The organism is Salegentibacter echinorum, from assembly GCF_900129445.1.
Lineage (GTDB): Bacteria > Bacteroidota > Bacteroidia > Flavobacteriales > Flavobacteriaceae > Salegentibacter > Salegentibacter echinorum.
On the sequence record NZ_FQVT01000001.1, the window covers coordinates 87,033 to 104,343 of the forward strand.

Annotated in this window: 18 protein-coding genes; 14 read left to right on the plus strand and 4 right to left on the minus strand. The window is 38.5% G+C overall.

Features of this window, described 5'->3' with window-relative positions; all coding sequences use genetic code 11:
• The first annotated feature begins 10 nt into the window (after positions 1–10).
• The 9 genes from BUA71_RS00440 to BUA71_RS00475 all read left to right on the plus strand — a co-directional run bounded on the left by BUA71_RS00440 (position 11) and on the right by BUA71_RS00475 (position 9,451).
• Positions 11–433 carry a Fur family transcriptional regulator gene (locus tag BUA71_RS00440; protein ID WP_072875659.1) on the plus strand — a complete coding sequence of 141 codons (423 nt, stop codon included), beginning with the start codon at positions 11–13 and terminating at the stop codon, positions 431–433.
• A 45-nt stretch (positions 434–478) separates the two neighbouring features.
• Positions 479–679 carry a hypothetical protein gene (locus BUA71_RS17735; RefSeq protein ID WP_245812523.1) on the plus strand — a complete coding sequence of 67 codons (201 nt, stop codon included), beginning with the start codon at positions 479–481 and terminating at the stop codon, positions 677–679.
• 141 nt (positions 680–820) lie between these two features.
• Positions 821–3,355 (plus strand): heavy metal translocating P-type ATPase, encoded by a 2,535-nt coding sequence (locus BUA71_RS00450; protein WP_072875661.1) that lies wholly within the window; start codon positions 821–823, stop codon positions 3,353–3,355.
• Positions 3,352–4,143, plus strand: coding sequence for a cation efflux transmembrane domain-containing protein (locus tag BUA71_RS00455; RefSeq protein WP_175545922.1), 792 nt, complete (start codon positions 3,352–3,354; stop codon positions 4,141–4,143). The genes BUA71_RS00450 and BUA71_RS00455 overlap by 4 nt, the downstream gene beginning before the upstream one ends.
• Before the next feature lie 50 nt (positions 4,144–4,193).
• Positions 4,194–5,192 (plus strand): sodium:calcium antiporter, encoded by a 999-nt coding sequence (locus tag BUA71_RS00460; protein WP_072875663.1) that lies wholly within the window; start codon positions 4,194–4,196, stop codon positions 5,190–5,192.
• A 1-nt stretch (position 5,193) separates the two neighbouring features.
• Positions 5,194–5,367, plus strand: a complete 174-nt coding sequence (locus tag BUA71_RS17580; RefSeq protein WP_175545923.1) for a hypothetical protein — start codon at positions 5,194–5,196, stop codon at positions 5,365–5,367.
• Positions 5,368–5,574: 207 nt separating this feature from the next.
• The gene (locus tag BUA71_RS00465) at positions 5,575–5,961 is read left to right on the plus strand and encodes a SpoIIAA family protein (protein ID WP_072875665.1); all 387 of its coding nucleotides are present in this window, start codon (positions 5,575–5,577) and stop codon (positions 5,959–5,961) included.
• A gap of 995 nt (positions 5,962–6,956) precedes the next feature.
• Complete coding sequence (locus tag BUA71_RS00470; protein WP_072875667.1) at positions 6,957–9,215, plus strand: heavy metal translocating P-type ATPase; 2,259 nt, start codon at positions 6,957–6,959, stop codon at positions 9,213–9,215.
• Between the two features lie 23 nt (positions 9,216–9,238).
• The gene (locus tag BUA71_RS00475; protein ID WP_072875669.1) at positions 9,239–9,451 is read left to right on the plus strand and encodes a heavy-metal-associated domain-containing protein; all 213 of its coding nucleotides are present in this window, start codon (positions 9,239–9,241) and stop codon (positions 9,449–9,451) included.
• A 92-nt stretch (positions 9,452–9,543) separates the two neighbouring features.
• On the opposite strand, the gene BUA71_RS00480 is transcribed toward BUA71_RS00475, so the two are convergent.
• The 4 genes from BUA71_RS00480 to BUA71_RS00490 form a co-directional block, all read right to left on the minus strand.
• Positions 9,544–9,870 (minus strand): hypothetical protein, encoded by a 327-nt coding sequence (locus BUA71_RS00480; RefSeq protein ID WP_245812524.1) that lies wholly within the window; start codon positions 9,868–9,870, stop codon positions 9,544–9,546.
• A gap of 12 nt (positions 9,871–9,882) precedes the next feature.
• The gene (locus BUA71_RS00485; RefSeq protein ID WP_245812525.1) at positions 9,883–10,551 is read right to left on the minus strand and encodes a hypothetical protein; all 669 of its coding nucleotides are present in this window, start codon (positions 10,549–10,551) and stop codon (positions 9,883–9,885) included.
• A gap of 83 nt (positions 10,552–10,634) precedes the next feature.
• On the minus strand, positions 10,635–10,787 hold the full coding sequence (locus BUA71_RS17740) for a hypothetical protein (RefSeq protein ID WP_245812526.1): 153 nt from the start codon (positions 10,785–10,787) through the stop codon (positions 10,635–10,637).
• A gap of 91 nt (positions 10,788–10,878) precedes the next feature.
• Entirely contained in the window at positions 10,879–12,093 is a 1,215-nt protein-coding gene (locus BUA71_RS00490; protein ID WP_072875671.1) for a site-specific integrase, read from the minus strand.
• 686 nt (positions 12,094–12,779) lie between these two features.
• Between BUA71_RS00490 and BUA71_RS00495 the strand changes: the two genes are divergently transcribed.
• From BUA71_RS00495 to BUA71_RS00515, 5 genes are all read left to right on the plus strand, one after another.
• Positions 12,780–13,076, plus strand: coding sequence for a cupin domain-containing protein (locus tag BUA71_RS00495; RefSeq protein WP_245812527.1), 297 nt, complete (start codon positions 12,780–12,782; stop codon positions 13,074–13,076).
• Between the two features lie 129 nt (positions 13,077–13,205).
• Positions 13,206–14,150, plus strand: a complete 945-nt coding sequence (locus BUA71_RS00500; protein WP_072875673.1) for an NADP-dependent oxidoreductase — start codon at positions 13,206–13,208, stop codon at positions 14,148–14,150.
• A gap of 89 nt (positions 14,151–14,239) precedes the next feature.
• On the plus strand, positions 14,240–15,046 hold the full coding sequence (locus tag BUA71_RS00505) for an aspartate dehydrogenase domain-containing protein (RefSeq protein ID WP_072875675.1): 807 nt from the start codon (positions 14,240–14,242) through the stop codon (positions 15,044–15,046).
• A 286-nt stretch (positions 15,047–15,332) separates the two neighbouring features.
• Positions 15,333–15,806 (plus strand): Dps family protein, encoded by a 474-nt coding sequence (locus BUA71_RS00510; protein WP_072875677.1) that lies wholly within the window; start codon positions 15,333–15,335, stop codon positions 15,804–15,806.
• Positions 15,807–15,832: 26 nt separating this feature from the next.
• The gene (locus BUA71_RS00515) at positions 15,833–17,305 is read left to right on the plus strand and encodes a catalase (RefSeq protein WP_072875679.1); all 1,473 of its coding nucleotides are present in this window, start codon (positions 15,833–15,835) and stop codon (positions 17,303–17,305) included.
• The last annotated feature ends 6 nt before the right edge of the window (positions 17,306–17,311 follow it).

The window sequence follows — 17,311 nt, forward strand, 5'->3', positions numbered from 1 at the left end:
CTTAATTTAAATGGAAAAAATAGTCCAACTACTGGAAAGCAAAGGGATACGGCCTACGGCTATGCGTTTAATGACTTATAAACGTTTGGCGGAATTAGAAGTGGCCATCAGTCTTGGTGATTTGGAAAAAGATTTTAAGGTTAGTGAAAGAAGCACCCTCTTCAGGACTATAAAAACCTTTGAGGAAAAAGGAATCGTGCATCATATTGAAGATGGAACAGGGGTTATTAAATACGCGCTTTGTGAAGAGAATTGTGAGTGCGAGGTCGGCAATGATCTTCATTTGCATTTTCATTGCAATAACTGTAATGAGACGGTTTGTTTAACGGACCACAAAATTCCACATATCAATTTACCCCAAAGCTATATCACGGAAGATATCAACCTCGTGGTAAAAGGCGTTTGCGAAAAATGCAATGCTAATCTGGATTGACCATAAGGTTAATGAAAAACTATTTTTTTAAATAAATAAAAAGAAATGGTAACAATTTATAAAAAGGAAGCTAAGGTATATATGGTGCCTGAACATAAGCTGGATGCCAAGGATTATGAAAACTTGATACCCGTCATAACAGAATATATAAATATTGGGAAGTTTTCTGGTAAATTGAAATACAAAATTTTGAAGGTTGGGCGGCGAATGCCTATTGGAAGGGAATCGAAAATAAAACATTTTTAAAACGCGTTGCCTTAGTGGGAAATATCAAATGGCAGGAGCAATTTACAGAGGTGCTGCTTCCTTTTACCAGAGCACACATGAAATTTTTAAGCCTGAAGATATGGATGCCGCTAAAGAATGGATATAAAAAAACAGTGAAAAATGAGAAAACTACAACTAAAAATCCCGATCATCCTTCCGCAAGTTCCCAACGAAAAAGATACTTGTGTAGAGAGGCTTATCAAAGAATTACAGGCCAAAGAGGGTATTGAAAAAGTGCACGTTGCCGATGCGGAAGAAGATGACACCCCGCAGCTCTGTTTCCATTACGACCCGGATATCATTTCCATCGACCGCGTTCAATCCCTCGCCGAACGAACTGGTGCCGCAATTACTGAAAAGTACGGGCATTTGCTCGCAGAGGTTAAAGGGATTCGGCATACCCGACAGGCACGCTCCATTGAGAAAAGCCTTTTGAGAATCAATGGGGTTTTGGAGGCTACTGTTTCGGCATCGGGAATGGTTCGGCTTGAATTTGATAAGAAAGAGACAAAATTTGAAGAAATAAACAAACAAATCAAAAAGCAAGACCTTCAGATTGAACGGAGTTTTTCAAATGAAAATGACTACTCTAAAGCATCGCCAAAAAAACAGAAGGATTCAAAAAACAAAGATACTATGGAACAAATTTCCACAGAAAACCACGAACAAAAAGAGGGCGATAGCCACGCCGCAGGGGAAGAGCATTCCCACACGCATGGCGGGATCTTCGGTAAAAATACCGAGCTTATTTTTTCGATTATTTGCGGTGTACTTTTGGGAATTGGTTTCGGGCTTTCTTTTGTGGAAACAATTCCAGATTGGGTAAGCTTGTCTTTATACATAGGCGCATATTTCTTTGGAGGATATTTTACCGCTAAGGAAGCTATTGAAACGGTTGCAAAAGGAGGATTTGAAATTGACTTTCTGATGTTGGTAGCCGCCATTGGCGCCGCAATTCTGGGCGAATGGGCAGAAGGTGCTCTCTTGCTGTTCCTTTTTAGCCTTGGGCACGCCCTAGAACATTACGCAATGAACAAAGCCAGAAAATCAATTGCTGCACTTGCAAAGCTCGCGCCAAAAACAGCTTTACTTAAAAAAGATGGCAAGACCGAAGAAGTTGGGATTGCAGAATTGGGCATTGGCGATATTATCGTGGTAAAACCCAACAGTAAAATATCTGCCGATGGTGTTGTGGTTAACGGAAAAAGTAGTGTAAACCAGGCACCTATTACCGGGGAAAGTGTTCCCGTGGACAAACTTCCCGTGGAAAACACAAACAAGGACTATTCTGAAGACGATGAAATAAAAGATGAAAACCGGGTATTTGCGGGAACTATCAACGGTAATAATACCTTGGAAATTAAGGTAATTAAAGAAGCCAAAGATTCTACCCTGTCCCGACTGGTCAAACTGGTAAACGAAGCGCAGACCCAGAAATCGCCCACACAGCTTTTGACCGATAAGTTTGAAAAATATTTTGTGCCATCCGTACTGATATTGGTTGGTATCCTACTCTTTGCTTTTCTGGTCATTGATGAACCCTTTAGTGCCAGCTTTTACCGGGCAATGGCGGTATTGGTAGCTGCAAGTCCTTGCGCATTGGCCATTTCAACCCCCAGTGCCGTATTAAGCGGTGTAGCACGGGCAGCACGTGGCGGTGTACTTATCAAAGGGGGGCGACCACTTGAGGATCTGGGCGAGTTGACAGCCCTGGCCTTTGATAAAACGGGGACGCTAACAGAAGGAAAGCCCAAACTTACCGAAGTAGTACCTCTAGGGGATATTGAAGAAAATGAACTGTTAAAGATAGCCGTTGCCGTCGAAAACCTGAGCGACCACCCCTTGGCCAAAGCTGTCGTTAGGGACGGAAAAGAGCGTCTGGAAGTTACAGAAATTCCCGATGCGTCCGATTTGGAAGCCGTTTTAGGGAAAGGAATTAAAGCTTCCCTGGGTAAAAACAAAATCTATATTGGCAATTTGGACCTGTACGAAGACCTTGATGATGCAAAACCTTCCGAAGACATTTCCACAAAAGTTAAGGGACTTGAAAGTAGCGGAAACACCACGATGCTTATAAGAAGGAACAAAGAATATATAGGTATCATCGCCCTTATGGACACCCCACGTGAAGCGGCCAGGGACACACTGAAACAATTAAAGGAAATCGGCATTAAACGAATGATTATGCTTACAGGCGATAATCAAAAAGTTGCCGATGCTGTAGCTGAAGAAATTGGCTTGACCGATGCCTGGGGGAGTCTGTTGCCGGAGGAAAAAGTAGATGCAATCAAAAAACTGAAAGAAAAGGAAAGCAAGGTCGCAATGGTAGGTGATGGTGTGAACGATGCCCCCGCAATGGCAAATAGTACAGTTGGTATCGCTATGGGGGCAGCGGGCAGCGATGTGGCCCTGGAAACCGCAGATATAGCCTTAATGGCCGATAAACTGGAAACCCTGCCCTTTGCCATAGGCCTGAGCAGGAAAGCGAAAGCCATTATTAAGCAGAACCTCTGGGTAAGCCTTGGTATTGTGGCCCTGCTTATCCCATCCACCATTTTTGGACTTGCCAATATCGGTATTGCCGTGGTAATACACGAAGGCTCGACCTTGCTTGTTGTTTTTAATGCGTTAAGACTTTTAGCTTATAAAAAATGAATAAAAGCACTTTTATAATAAAGCAAATGGACTGCCCTTCCGAAGAGCAGATGATCCGTATGAAGATAGAATCTTGCCAACAGGTAAAGTATTTGGACTTTGACATTCCCAATAGAAAGCTGGAAATTTACCATCAAAACAATGTTGAAGAAATAAATAAAGCTCTCAGCGAGTTAAAACTAGGAGAAAAGCTTCAAGGAACCGAAAAATCTGAAATGCCATTGGCAGAAGATGAATCCAAACAACAAAAGATTCTTTGGTGGGTGCTGGGAATCAATTTTGGCTTTTTCGTCATCGAAGTGACCACAGGTTGGATTTCTTCTTCTATGGGCCTTATTGCCGATTCGCTGGATATGTTGGCAGATTCTATTGTGTACGCATTGAGCCTTTTTGCCGTAGGTGGTGCTATTTCACGAAAAAAGAAAGTAGCAAAATTCAGCGGTTACTTTCAGATGGCATTGGCCACACTTGGATTTATTGAAGTATTGAGAAGGTTTTTTAGCAATAGCGAAACACCGCTATTCCAATGGATGATTATTGTTTCCATTTTTGCCCTTATCGGGAACCTTGTTTCCCTTTGGCTGATAAACAAAGCCAAAAGTAAGGAAGTGCATATGCAGGCGAGCGCGATTTTCACCTCCAACGATATTATAGTAAATGGTGGTGTCATATTAGCGGGGACGTTGGTTTATTTTTTAGGTAGTAAATGGCCAGATTTAGTTATTGGTGGAATTGTGTTCACTTTTGTAATGCGCGGGGCTATAAAAATATTAAAATTATCAAAGTAAATCCTGTCAAAAATTCGAGGATGGGAAAGTAATTAATCAAAACTTGAAATATGAATATCTGGCTTTGGATAGTAGTATTAGCAGTTGCGGCCTGGGCGGCCCACTGGGGTGCGGACCAGTTGTTGACCCCCTTAAAAATGCTACGTAAACAATGGGGGCTTACCGCTTCTGCAGGTGCTGCCTTCCTTGCCATTGTCACGGCAAGCCCTGAAGTAGCCATCAACATTACAAGTGCTGCGCGGGGAGTTTCCGATATTGGGCTTGGAAATTTGTTGGGATCAAATATTATTTCAATTCCCTTGATGGTAACCATTGCGTATTTCGCTTCCAGGAGATACTTCAAAAAAAATAAAAACCACCAAAAACACCTTGATAAAAACATTCTGGCATTGAACAAACGGTCTGTTTCCGTTCTTTCCCTTCCGTACCTGAGTATTATCGCCCTTGTAGCCCTTTTGACTTTGCCTAAAGCCTGGCGCGGGCTGCAACCGATAGACGGGTGGATTATGCTGGCGGCCTATGGAGCGTTTTTGACCCACGCCATAGTAAAAGGTAGAAAAAAAGGTGAAAAGGTAATCTGGAATAAAGAAAAGATAGCTCTTTCCGGTGCTGGTGCTCTGGCAATAGCCGTAGGTGCTTTTTTTATTGTAAAGGCAACCGAGAATATTGTTGCTGCCCTAAATATTTCTGAAATCGTGGGCGGTCTTTTCATCACAGGCATAATGACCACGGCACCAGAAATTTTCAAGACCTGGAGCGTGGTAAAAGGCGGTGAGGTAACGGCTGGAACCACCAGTGTGATCGCAGATAATGCTGTTACTATGACTGTGGCCTTTTTTCCATTAGCATTGGTTACAACCCCTATTGAAGATTTTCAGTTATACTGGGTAAACCTGGCTTTTGTCGGGTTGATGCCTTTATTATATTCATTATTTATCCATCAAAGCAAAGAACAACATGGATTCAGTAAATGGCAGATTTTTGTCTTTGACGGAGCATACATTGTGTATTTATTGGTAATGGCATTTTTTGTACTAAAACTTTTTTAAAATGACAGAAGATTTGTTCAAAGATTACCAGGAGAGGATCGATCTACTGGATGAAAACATCCGGGAATTGGCCGTTAAATATGCCGAAGAATTCTATAGGGCAAACCAATGTTCAAAGGAGGAGGCCCTAGAACGTGGTATTGTAAGAGCAGAGATGGAAAAAAGGAAAATTTAGCCGTAACAATAAAAACAATTCAACTATAAGATGGACTGGATGTTCGAAGATTTCACAACCGATTTTGATTTCCTCGAACCATGGGTTAGGCAAAAGGCAATTAGTTAAGGAGAAAAATTACACGAAAAAAAAGCTATATCTGAGGCTATTGTAAAAGCTGAGGAATGGTTTTACGATTTAGGAGGATAATAATTAAAAAACAAAAATATGTTAGAGATAATTGAATTAACAGGGGGGAATATCATAGCAACAAAAGCTTCAGGTAAATTAAAAAAAGAGGATATGGAAAAAATACGTCCGCTTATCCACGCTATACTGGACAAGGGAATGAAAGTTCATTGGTATTTTGAAATGGAAGACTTTACCGGCTGGGATCTTTCTGGATTTTGGGAAGACCTGAAAATGGATACCACACACGCCCAGGATTATGAAAAAATTGCGATGGTTGGAGATAAAAAATGGCAGGATTGGATAACTCAGTTTATGAAACCGTTCACAAATGCAGAAGTGAAATATTATGATTTAGAGGATAGAGAAACTGCAAAAAAATGGATTAAAAAAAACCTCTTATCAAAAGGAACAAATGAAAACTGAATATGTAATTTAAATTAAAAAACCATGAAAATATTTGTCCCTATCGATTTTAGTCAAAGTTCAAACATTGTAGTGGAGTACGCTACAAAGGTGACCAAAACTTTAAAATCTAATAACATTTTTGTATAGGTCTACTCCCGGGGTTATCAATATGCCGGATATGAAACTATAACTTATCCGGTTTCCAATAATTATAGTTTTTATAGTATTTGCTTATAGAAAAACTAAGAGTTGCTGAAATATCATGGTACAAGAATGACGAGAATGTTTGAAGTCGTAATTACTAATGTTGTTATCGTTTTTATGGTCACACTTAGCAATACGCTTAAAAATTAATTGGAAATAAAAAATGTCTCAAAGCCGTAGAAATAGACGAAAGAAAAAAAATAAAAAACCAGCCAAGGATCAGGTAACAAAAAAAGATAAGTTCAAGGGTGTTATTGTACTTGTCCTTCTCATTATAGCAGCCTTCCTTCTCTACTTCTTTGTGCTAAAAGAAAATATTCACAAACATTGATTAAATACAACCATATAGTGTTCAATATGTGTTTAGTTAGTATACAATCAAAAGAAATATTTATCGACATCTTAAAAATAGAAAAAGTAAAAACATTAAATTAGACTCTCGTTACGTCGAATAGTTTAGTTGTTTAGCTCACAATATTCTAGGATTACAAATAAGAAATGAAATAATATAAATATTATGTCTGAATATCGATGTAAATGACTTAATAATAGTAATAAGAGACCATCTGAAAAAAGTAGTATTACCAAAAAAGATAAAATAATTTGGATTGGTCTTCTAATGGTTGTTTGGGTAATAATCTGATTTCTACTGTTCTTGCTCCTCATAAAGTACTTTATATCTATCGAGATACAACACTTTTGCAATAGATGAACCTAATTCAGCTAATTCTACAAATAGTTCAGCCTTTTACGTAACATATTACGTTCTTTTAATCCTGAAATTTGAACTATCAATAAAGAAAAGGATTATGGCGATTGTAAATGTATTGGAAACAGAGTCCAAAGAAACCAAACAAGGAACAAAAAAATCATTTCCGGTTACTGGAATGACCTGTGCCGCCTGTGCCGGGAGTGTAGAATCCATACTTTCCCATACCGACGGTGTGAACAATGCCACCGTGAATTTTGCAAGCAATTCGGTGTTGGTCGATTACGATGAAAATATTTCCGAAGAAAAATTACAGCAAGCACTAGAAGAGGTGGGTTATGACCTTATTATCGATACGGAAGACCCAGCGGAAGCACAACAGAAACTTCAGCAAAAGCACTATCTGGATATTAAAAACCGCACCATTTGGTCGGCCATTTTAACGCTGCCCATTTTTATTCTGGGAATGTTCTTTATGGATTGGGAACCCGGAAAATGGATATCGTTGGTGTTGACCGTTCCTGTTTTATTTTGGTTCGGGCGTAGCTTCTTTATCAATGCCTTCAAACAGGCCAAGTACGGAAAGGCCAATATGGACACGTTGGTAGCGTTAAGTACGGGAATCGCCTTTCTATTTAGTGTGTTCAACACGCTATTTCCTCAATTCTGGCTGAGTCGTGGTATCGAACCTCACGTCTATTACGAAGCAGCAACTGTTATCATTACCTTTATTTCCCTTGGGAAATTATTGGAGGAAAAAGCAAAATCGAACACTTCTTCAGCGATTAAAAAACTGATGGGGTTGCAGCCCAAAACGCTTAAAATAATTGAAAATGGGGAAGAAAAGGAAATTCCGATTTCCGAAGTCCAAGTGGGTCAGACCATCTTGGTACGTCCCGGAGAAAAAATACCGGTAGATGGCGAAGTATCAAAAGGCAGTTCGTATGTAGATGAAAGTATGATTACGGGCGAACCTGTCCCTGTCCAAAAATCCAAAGCGGAAAAAGTATTTGCCGGTACCGTCAATCAAAAAGGAAGTTTTCAATTCACGGCAGAAAAAGTAGGCGGCGAAACCCTGCTTGCCCATATTATAAAAATGGTTCAGGAAGCACAGGGAAGCAAAGCACCCGTGCAAAAATTGGTCGATAAGATTGCGGGAATTTTTGTTCCCATCGTATTGGGGATATCCATTATTACCTTCATCGTTTGGATGTTTGTTGGTGGCGATACTGCATTTTCACAAGCTTTATTGACTTCCGTAGCAGTATTGGTCATTGCCTGCCCTTGTGCGTTGGGGTTGGCGACACCAACAGCGATTATGGTGGGAATAGGAAAAGGCGCAGAGAACAATATTCTCATAAAAGATGCCGAAAGTCTGGAGCTTGGGCATAAAGTGAATGCCGTCATTCTTGATAAAACAGGTACGATTACCGAAGGTAAACCCTTGGTAACGGATATTATTTGGAATGATAAAAGTAATGATGAAACGAAATACAAACAAATTATTTCAGCGATTGAGGCACAGTCCGAACATCCATTGGCCGAAGCCGTGGTCAATCATTTTAAGGAACAAGGTGTTCGACCCACCGAAATCACTTCTTTTGAAAGTATAACGGGAATGGGTGTTGAAGCAGAATCGGAAAAGGGTATTAAATACTTTGTAGGTAACCATAAACTAATGGTCAAGAATGATATTCAAATCGATGCTGCCTTAATCAATGCATCCGAAAATCTTGAAGAACAAGCAAAAACGGTCATATTTTTTAGTAATGATGAACAAGTACTTGCAATCCTTGCCATTGCAGATAAGATTAAGGAAACATCCAAAAAGGCCATTGCCACGCTGCAAAATAAAGGAATTGAAGTTTATATGTTGACAGGCGATAATAATAAAACCGCATCTGCTGTTGGAAAACAAGTGGGAATAACCCATTATCAAGGGGAAGTAATGCCTTCCGATAAAGCAGCCTTTGTAGAGAAATTACAAGCCGATGGAAAAACAGTGGCTATGGTGGGCGATGGCATCAACGATTCCCACGCCTTGGCACAGGCCAATGTGAGTATTGCTATGGGCAAAGGTTCCGATATTGCGATGGATGTTGCAAAAATGACCCTTATAACCTCAGATTTGCAATCTATTCCCAAAGCGTTGGAACTATCAAAAAGAACCGTATTGGGTATCCGTCAAAATCTGTTTTGGGCGTTCATTTACAATATTATTGGTATTCCTATTGCAGCAGGCGTGCTATATCCTGTAAACGGATTTTTACTAGATCCGATGATTGCAGGAGCAGCAATGGCTTTCAGTAGCGTATCGGTTGTTGCCAATAGTTTAAGACTTAAACGAGTAAAACTTTAATATTAATTATAAATTCAAAAATTATGAAAACTTTAAAATTCAAAACAAATATCAATTGTGGTGGTTGCGTATCTAAAGTTACCCCCTTTTTAAACAAGCAGGAAGGTGTTGAAAGCTGGGAAGTGGATACGAACAATCCCGATAAGATACTGACCGTCGAAACTAATAGTGCTACCGAAGAGGAAGTGAAGGCTACTTTGCAAAAAGTAGGGTTCAAAGCGGAGTCCATAGATTAACACTTCTGAATAAGGATGGTTTACGTAATCCTCTTAGGTGTCGTCATTTTTTTTTGCCGTTCATTTTTATAGAAAAGCGAGGCGACGGAAGGTCAAGCCTTTTCTAGAACATTGGCACGGGTCGTTGTTAGAAAATGTGCTCTATTATCGCAATCTTTCAGAAGAAAAGCAAAAGGTTTTTCAGCAGCGAATAACATCTTTTTGAAATCTCGATTTTCTATAAGCCAATTAACAGCTTGGTTTTCACTATCAAAAGTTCTGGTAACACTTACATCTGGCTTGGGATTGTTTACGAAAAATGAAATGTTGGAAGAATCATCAAGAGGTTGTCTGTCCGAAAATACATATTCTGTAACCTCATATTCCAGTGGTGGTTCATTTCGGAAAAATTGAACTATTCTATTTTTAATGTCTGCCATTATTCCCATATGTTAAAATGGGAACATTTGATCAGTAAATTGTTTAAATATGTCGCTGGCCAGAGTTTTGTCAAAGGCTTTGGCTGCGACCAAATCGCCAAGTTTTGATTTTAATAACTGACCAAACGATTTTTTGCTAAGATGCGGAATGTCTTTGCGCAGCTCATCAAACTCATCGAAGATTATTTGTTGGCCATATCCTGATTTTTTAACTTCGGTAAGTACCTCTTTGAGAAGTGTTTTTAATTCTTCATCAGAATCGCTGATTTTTGAGTAGTCAGGTACTTGGGCTTTTCTGGCTTGTTCAATAGCATACTTTCCCTCAAGTTTTAGTTTGGCATTTACATCACGATCATTTATAGTCTCTATAAAGCCTCGGTCCTCAAGCATTCTACCATAGTCCCAATCTTCGGTATGACCATTTAACTTTACGCCGTTACCTTCAAGAATCCACTTAATAGAATGGTATTTTCCATCATTATACAGTTCATATAGTTTAGAAAGTATAAGGTCAAGAATACCTTCGGTATCAAGGTTTTTACGCTCTTCTAAATCAATGTCATCAGCTCGCACAATAGCATCTGAAATGGATAAAATTTTTAAATAGTAATCAAGCCCATTAATTTCATCTTTGATGGTTTGAATAGTATTTTTGACCCTTTGGTCGACACCTAATTTCATTCCGAAATTATATCCTTGTTGAGCCTTAAACTCGTATGCAAAATTGGTGTGTTCCGGTTCAAAAGAAGTCCTTACGTAGTTAATTATATTGTTTCCCAGGACTGTTTATCTTCTTTCAATTCATTTAATAAATCTTCAGTTCTTGCTGCTTTATATTTTTCAATAAGCGCATTTCCTTCGGATTGAAAACTTTCAAGACTGCTTTTAAATTCAGTCCATTTAACCTTTAACACCATAAACCTAAAATTATGCTGGCAAAGGTAAGGGAATGGCAATTGAATATGTTGAAATATGGCTTTAAAATATTTGCAAATGGCTGATAATAGTTCAAAAATTTACCACACTATCCAAAGCATCATCTGCTTCTTTGTGAATAAAATTAGCTTGATAGTTCAATGTGGTTTTTAAATCGCTATGACGATACAATTTTTGCAGCATTAAGGGATGGATGGTATCACCGGCAATATTGCCGAAAGAATGTCGTGCAATGTGCATCGTTACCTTTTTTTGAATGCCTGTTCGTTTCGCGATTTTCTTTATATGGTCATTAAACTTCTTGTTTGCGACCTTTTTTTTTCTGTAAATATCTTTTGGATCGGTCAAATCTGCTTTTTTCATTTCAGGGAAGATAAAATCATCATCGTTTTGTTTATCTGATATGTAGGACAACAAGATTTTTTCAACCTTGACAGGTATCTTGAGAGATAATAATTTTGAATTTTTACCCATTTTGTAATGTAACCTACCATCGTAAATTTGGGACCACCTCGTGAAAAGAACGTCCGAAATACGCATTCCGGCAAAATAAAAGCTGAATAACCATACGTTTAATGAATGCCTTTCCATATATGAAAGATTAGGGCAGCTTTCAAGAGATTTAATTTCTTTGCCTGAGAGTCCTGTTTTTGTAGTTTCTGGAAATTTAATTTTAAACTTACCAGTTCCAAAAGGATATATTTCCTTGCTCACTACTTTATCCTTGATAGCCCGATTGAAAAGAAGTCTTATCAACACCATAATGTTCATTGCAGACGTTTCTGTAAGGGTACAAGATCCCTTTAAGAATATTTTGAATTTTTTGAGAAAACGTTCATCTATTTCCTGAAATGCAAGATGTCGAGTTTTACAATATCTTTCGATATAACTTAGCCAAGCAGAGTCCGTAGAATGCCTATTGATTTTGTTTTCAGCTTCGAGAGCCTCAAGGTGTTCATCTGCAAAATCAAAAAAGGTAAGACTGGAAGTAGGTTTATAAATTTCCTTTTTTATTTGGCGAGCTGTCGCGTCTTTATTGTTGGTTTGTAAGGCAATCAATCCTTTTCTGGCTTCAGAAAGTTTGGAAGCCAAAAGGTTATTCAAGCTTTCTGCGTTTGGATGTGATTTCTTTATTTTAAGTTCTTTCCCATCCCAATCTTCTAACTCGATATAGTGTCCTATATGTTTATATGTAGAACGGCGATCTTTGGTTATCCTAATAGCGAGTGGGTATAATCCCTTAGAATTAGGCTTTTTACGAAGTATTATCTTTGCACTTGTTGACATTGTAAACCTTTTTTTGAGTACGAAAGTCAAATCAGGTACAACATTTGGTCTAAAAACCTTCCTAAAGATACATATTTATTAGGAATAATGGGTACAACATAGGTACAACAAATGTTGAAGTCAACTGATATTAAATGACTTTAAATAAAATGACGAAAGGGTTAAATCATTGAAAATGAGATGATTTATGTTTTCTTAGTGCAATATATACCAGACTTAGGATCTAGTGCCTTACGGTGTGAGAGTTCGAGTCTCTCCGCCCGCACACTTTGGCAGGCTCAGTGCAGGCCAAAAATATAAGCTCTTCAGAAATGAAGGGCTTTTTTTATTTTTTATTATTGCTGAAAGAGAAACCTAAAAGGACACTTTTAACTACAGTTTATTGGGATTATTCGGATCATTCTCAAAAGTTATTTCTGCTTGCAGCTTCCCGAATACCAACCTATATCATTCTTTAATCCGTAAAAAGTGATGTGTTTTATGATATTAAGCGCCATCATTTTCTAATTCCCCATTTGATATTTTCGTCTTTAAAATTTCTCTATTTAAAGCTGAGGTTTCATATTAAATAGCCCTTTGGAAGTATAAGTGGTTTTGACTTTATTCTTGACATCGTCCCTATGGTTAAACATTAGTTAAATCCTTTAAATATACTTATATTGGAAATAAACTTAAATTAATAAACCATGAAAAAAGTAACACCTCCAAAAGTTAGTGTACTCGCTACAGGAAAGAACTTAACTGCCAAGCAAATGCAGGGGAAGAGGGGGGATTTAATGCCTAAACACCTTGCCGACTTAGAATCAATCGTGTTTGTTCACGAAGGCGAATGCCTTTTCCATATGAATGGAAAAGAGACCCATCTAAAACCCGGTGATTCGCTTGTTGTTCCTCCACAAGTAAAACACCAAATTGAGGTTGTATCAGATTTTAAAGGAGTTCATTTTATGCCAAAAGAAATTGAATTTGAATTTTTTAAATAAATTATTTTGGAGCAAACCCACAATATATTCAAAAGACTATATTTCGTAATTTATGGCAAACCAGCCATATTTTTTCTTTACTCGATAATCGAGAAAAAACGAATTTCTTAGATAATTAAAAATATAAATATGAAAGCAGCTATTCTTAAAAAGACAGGAGATGTAGATCATCTTACAATGAAAAATATTCCTATTCCCGAGATAAAGGAGAATGAAATTCTGGTTAAAACCAAGGTAGCCAGTATCAATCCAATTGAAGTGAAAACACGAAAGGGAAACCGGTTTAGCAAGGAATTGTTACAGGACGAATATCCTATTTTAGGATGGGATGCCAGTGGAGTGGTTGAAAAAGTAGGAGAAAAAATTACAGAATTTAAACCGGGCGATAAAGTTTTTGGAATCATTGGGTTCCCCGGATTTGGAAAAACCTATGCAGAATACTTTGTAGCTGAAGAAAAGCATTTGACCTATATTCCTGAAGGTGTAAGCTTTGAAGATGCAGCAGCCAGTACCATTGCGGCTATCACCGCATACCAGGCACTAAAGGATTTCGGGAAATTAGAATCGAACACAAAAGTACTGATTCACGCTGCTTCCGGCGGAGTTGGACATTATGGGGTTCAATTTGCCAAACATTTTGGCGCTGAAGTCTGGGCAACTGCCTCCGGGTCTAAAGAAGACTTTGTTAGAGACCTGGGAGCCGATCATTTTATTGATTACAAAACCCAAAAATTTGAGGAAGAAGCACAAAACATGGATGTGGTTTTCGATTTGATTGGTGGTGATTATATCGACCACTCTTTAAAATCTCTAAAAAAAGGTGGCGTATTAATCAGTATCCCAAGTGCGACCAACGAGGAGGTTGAAGAAAAAGCGGAGAACGCAGGATGTGTTGGGGTAAGATTCAGCCTTAAAAACAATAAAAAAGATATGCAAGCCATTGCCCGGCTATTAAAAACCGGGGAATTGAAACCGTTTATATCCGAAAGCTTTCCGTTAGACGAAATTAGAGAAGCGCATAAAGAATTGGAAAAAGGACATACTAAAGGAAAGATAGTTATTACTATGGAGTAAATATCTTTTGGTCTTTAGCCCACCATAGCTTAGTCAGGGAATAAATGTGTGAAAAATAGAATCTGTATTCTTAAAAGAAGCATAATAAGGTGAACAAATATAAATTAGTTATAGTAGGAAGTGGATCGCTGGGTAGCATCATTGCGAAAGTTGTTGCACAGGATATGAAGGAAAAGTATGATATACTAGGCATATTAAGCGGAAGACGAGAAAATGCAATAAAGTTGGCAGATGAGATAGGTTGCAAGGCGTATAAATCTTTATCTGAAATGATTGACGATAGACCAGACTATGTTATCGAAGCTGCTTCTCCGGGCGTGTTTAAAGAAATTGGAGTTGAAATCCTGGCAAGTAGAATAAGCTTAATTCCATTATCTGTAGGTGCTCTTGCCGATAAAGAATTTTATAAGAATATTAAACGAACGGCATTAGAAAATAATTGCCGGGTTCATATACCACCTGGAGCGGTAGGTGGTTTTGATGTGCTGGGAGCATCTATGTTGATGGAAGATGGAGATGTAAGTATCACTACAGAAAAATCACCCGAATCATTAGAAGGAGCTCCCTTTTTAAAGAACAAAGAATTTTCTAAAGAAAAAACAGAAGAAATATTCAGTGGCTATGCGAAGGAGGCCATCGAGCACTTTCCAAAAAATGTTAACGTTGCAGTAGCTACCGCTCTGGCAACAACGGGTGTGGAGAATACTAAGGTTTTGATCAAAAGTATTCCCGGGACGAAAAGTAACAGGCATACCATAAAGTTAAAGGCAGAAACAGTAAATGTCACCATAGCCATTGAGACTATGCCGTCTAAGAATAATCCTAAATCCAGTGCTTTAGCTGCATATAGTGTGATTGGTTTACTTAAAAACTTAGTTGCACCCATTGCTTTTTGATAATAAGCAATGAAAGGAGCGGTTTTTTATCCAATGAACAAAGTTTAAACAAGTTCATTGTCTATAAATGCCAACATAGATCTTCGTGAAAGTTTCATTTTCAATGTTTAATCAACTTTAAATAGATCAAAGCAAGGAATAAGGTTTCAGTGCCCTCTTTCAGTGGCTAATTGCTAAGTCGAAAAATATTATGTAAATTTAGATACTTGAGGTATAAGGGGAAACTTCCTGAGAACCGTTAACAATAAGCAATTAGAAATATTAATAAATTATAAAACACAAGAAAATGGCTAAATTAAATGCTATCGGACTGGATAAAGAAAAGTCCAAAAAACTTTCAGAAAAACTCAACGAACTATTAGCAGATTATTCCATCTTTTATCAAAATATCAGAGGATATCACTGGAATATAAAAGGAGATAAATTTTTTGAGCTGCACGACAAATTTCAGGAGCTTTACGAAGATCTATTTGTGAAAATCGATGAAGTGGCAGAGCGTATTCAAACCCTGGGACACACTCCAGACCATAAATTCTCCAAGTATTTGAAAGATGCAAAAGTTGAAGAAAGCACCGAGGTAGCCGATGGTGTAAAGGACGTAAAGGACACACTTGAATCACTACAAATAATTATCACTTTGCAACGTGAAATTCTGGATTTATCTGCAGACGCAGAGGATGAAGGAACCAACGCACTAATGAGCGATTACATACGGGAACAGGAAAAACTGGTTTGGATGTATTCTTCATATTTAAACTAAACCAGTAAACAAGAAAATAACCAACCATGGCAGAAAAAGACGATAAGAAAAAATTATTTTCGGTTTCAGGAAGACCGATAGCCGAAAACCAAAACGTGAAAACAGCAGGGAAAAGAGGTCCAATGCTTTTGGAAGACTTTTGGTTTCTTGAGAAAATGGCGCATTTTGATAGAGAAGTAATCCCGGAAAGAAGAATGCACGCTAAAGGCTCGGGAGCATTTGGAACTTTTAAAGTGACCCACGATATTTCGCAATTTACCAAAGCAAAACTCTTCTCGGAAATAGGAAAAGAAACCCCTGTGTTTGTACGCTTTTCTACCGTGGCTGGAGAACGTGGCGCAGCAGATGCCGAGCGCGACATTCGAGGTTTTGCCATTAAGTTTTATACCGAAGAGGGAAATTGGGATTTAACAGGTAACAATACACCTGTTTTCTTTTTACGCGATCCTTACCGTTTCCCCGATCTTAATAAAGCAGTAAAAAGAGACCCAAAAACCAATCTTCGGGATGCCAATAACAACTGGGATTTTTGGACCCTGTTGCCCGAAGCATTACACCAGGTTACCATTACCATGAGCGAGCGGGGAATTCCTAAATCATATCGGAATATGAACGGTTACGGAAGCCACACTTTTAGCTTGATTGATGCCGACAATAAAAGGGTTTGGGTGAAATTCCACTTTAAAACCGAACAGGGGATAGAAAACCTGAGTAATGAAGAAGCCGGTGCTATAATTGCCGGAGACCGGGAAAGTCACCAAAGGGATTTATTCGATGTTATTGAAGAAGGTAATTTCCCGCGGTGGAAAATGAAAATTCAGGTAATGACCGAGGAGCAGGCAAATGAATGTCCTTTTAATCCATTTGATCTCACCAAGGTTTGGCCACACGGCGATTATCCCTTACACGAGGTGGGCGTATTGGAGTTAAACAAAAATCCGGAAAACTATTATGCAGATGTAGAGCAGGCTGCGTTTAACCCTGCCAATGTGGTTCCCGGTGTAGGATTTTCACCCGATAGGATGTTGCAAGCCAGGTTGTTTTCCTATGGTGATGCCCAGCGCTATAGACTGGGTGTGAATCATTATCAAATTCCGGTAAATAAACCCAAATGTCCTTTCCACAATCCGTCGCGAGATGGGAGGATGCGCGTAGATGGAAACGAAGGAAGTACGCTCCATTATTACCCAAACAGCTATGATCAATGGGAAGAACAAAAAGAGTTTACCGAACCGCCTTTGCCGTTAGAAGGCGCTGCCGATCATTACGATTTTAGAGAAGATGACGACGATTATTATACACAACCCGGCAATCTTTTCCGAATAATGAATGATGAGCAAAAGAACCTTTTATTTAAAAATACCGCTGCTGAAGTAGGCGGTGCCGAAAAGTTTATTCAGGAAAGACATATTAAAAATTGTTATAAAGCCGATCCGGACTATGGAAAAGGTGTTGCTGAAGCTTTAAATATTGATATAAACGAAGTAGAACTGAAATGAGTAACA

What these genes read in the sequence shown, in the direction of transcription:
- BUA71_RS00440 (WP_072875659.1), top strand. Translation starts at nt 11, where the DNA reads ATGGAAAAAATAGTCCAACTACTGGAAAGCAAAGGGATACGGCCTACG.
- BUA71_RS17735 (WP_245812523.1), top strand. Translation starts at nt 479, where the DNA reads ATGGTAACAATTTATAAAAAGGAAGCTAAGGTATATATGGTGCCTGAA.
- BUA71_RS00450 (WP_072875661.1), top strand. Translation starts at nt 821, where the DNA reads ATGAGAAAACTACAACTAAAAATCCCGATCATCCTTCCGCAAGTTCCC.
- BUA71_RS00455 (WP_175545922.1), top strand. Translation starts at nt 3,352, where the DNA reads ATGAATAAAAGCACTTTTATAATAAAGCAAATGGACTGCCCTTCCGAA.
- BUA71_RS00460 (WP_072875663.1), top strand. Translation starts at nt 4,194, where the DNA reads ATGAATATCTGGCTTTGGATAGTAGTATTAGCAGTTGCGGCCTGGGCG.
- BUA71_RS17580 (WP_175545923.1), top strand. Translation starts at nt 5,194, where the DNA reads ATGACAGAAGATTTGTTCAAAGATTACCAGGAGAGGATCGATCTACTG.
- BUA71_RS00465 (WP_072875665.1), top strand. Translation starts at nt 5,575, where the DNA reads ATGTTAGAGATAATTGAATTAACAGGGGGGAATATCATAGCAACAAAA.
- BUA71_RS00470 (WP_072875667.1), top strand. Translation starts at nt 6,957, where the DNA reads ATGGCGATTGTAAATGTATTGGAAACAGAGTCCAAAGAAACCAAACAA.
- BUA71_RS00475 (WP_072875669.1), top strand. Translation starts at nt 9,239, where the DNA reads ATGAAAACTTTAAAATTCAAAACAAATATCAATTGTGGTGGTTGCGTA.
- BUA71_RS00480 (WP_245812524.1), bottom strand. Translation starts at nt 9,870, where the DNA reads ATGGCAGACATTAAAAATAGAATAGTTCAATTTTTCCGAAATGAACCA.
- BUA71_RS00485 (WP_245812525.1), bottom strand. Translation starts at nt 10,551, where the DNA reads ATGAAATTAGGTGTCGACCAAAGGGTCAAAAATACTATTCAAACCATC.
- BUA71_RS17740 (WP_245812526.1), bottom strand. Translation starts at nt 10,787, where the DNA reads ATGGTGTTAAAGGTTAAATGGACTGAATTTAAAAGCAGTCTTGAAAGT.
- BUA71_RS00490 (WP_072875671.1), bottom strand. Translation starts at nt 12,093, where the DNA reads ATGTCAACAAGTGCAAAGATAATACTTCGTAAAAAGCCTAATTCTAAG.
- BUA71_RS00495 (WP_245812527.1), top strand. Translation starts at nt 12,780, where the DNA reads ATGAAAAAAGTAACACCTCCAAAAGTTAGTGTACTCGCTACAGGAAAG.
- BUA71_RS00500 (WP_072875673.1), top strand. Translation starts at nt 13,206, where the DNA reads ATGAAAGCAGCTATTCTTAAAAAGACAGGAGATGTAGATCATCTTACA.
- BUA71_RS00510 (WP_072875677.1), top strand. Translation starts at nt 15,333, where the DNA reads ATGGCTAAATTAAATGCTATCGGACTGGATAAAGAAAAGTCCAAAAAA.
- BUA71_RS00515 (WP_072875679.1), top strand. Translation starts at nt 15,833, where the DNA reads ATGGCAGAAAAAGACGATAAGAAAAAATTATTTTCGGTTTCAGGAAGA.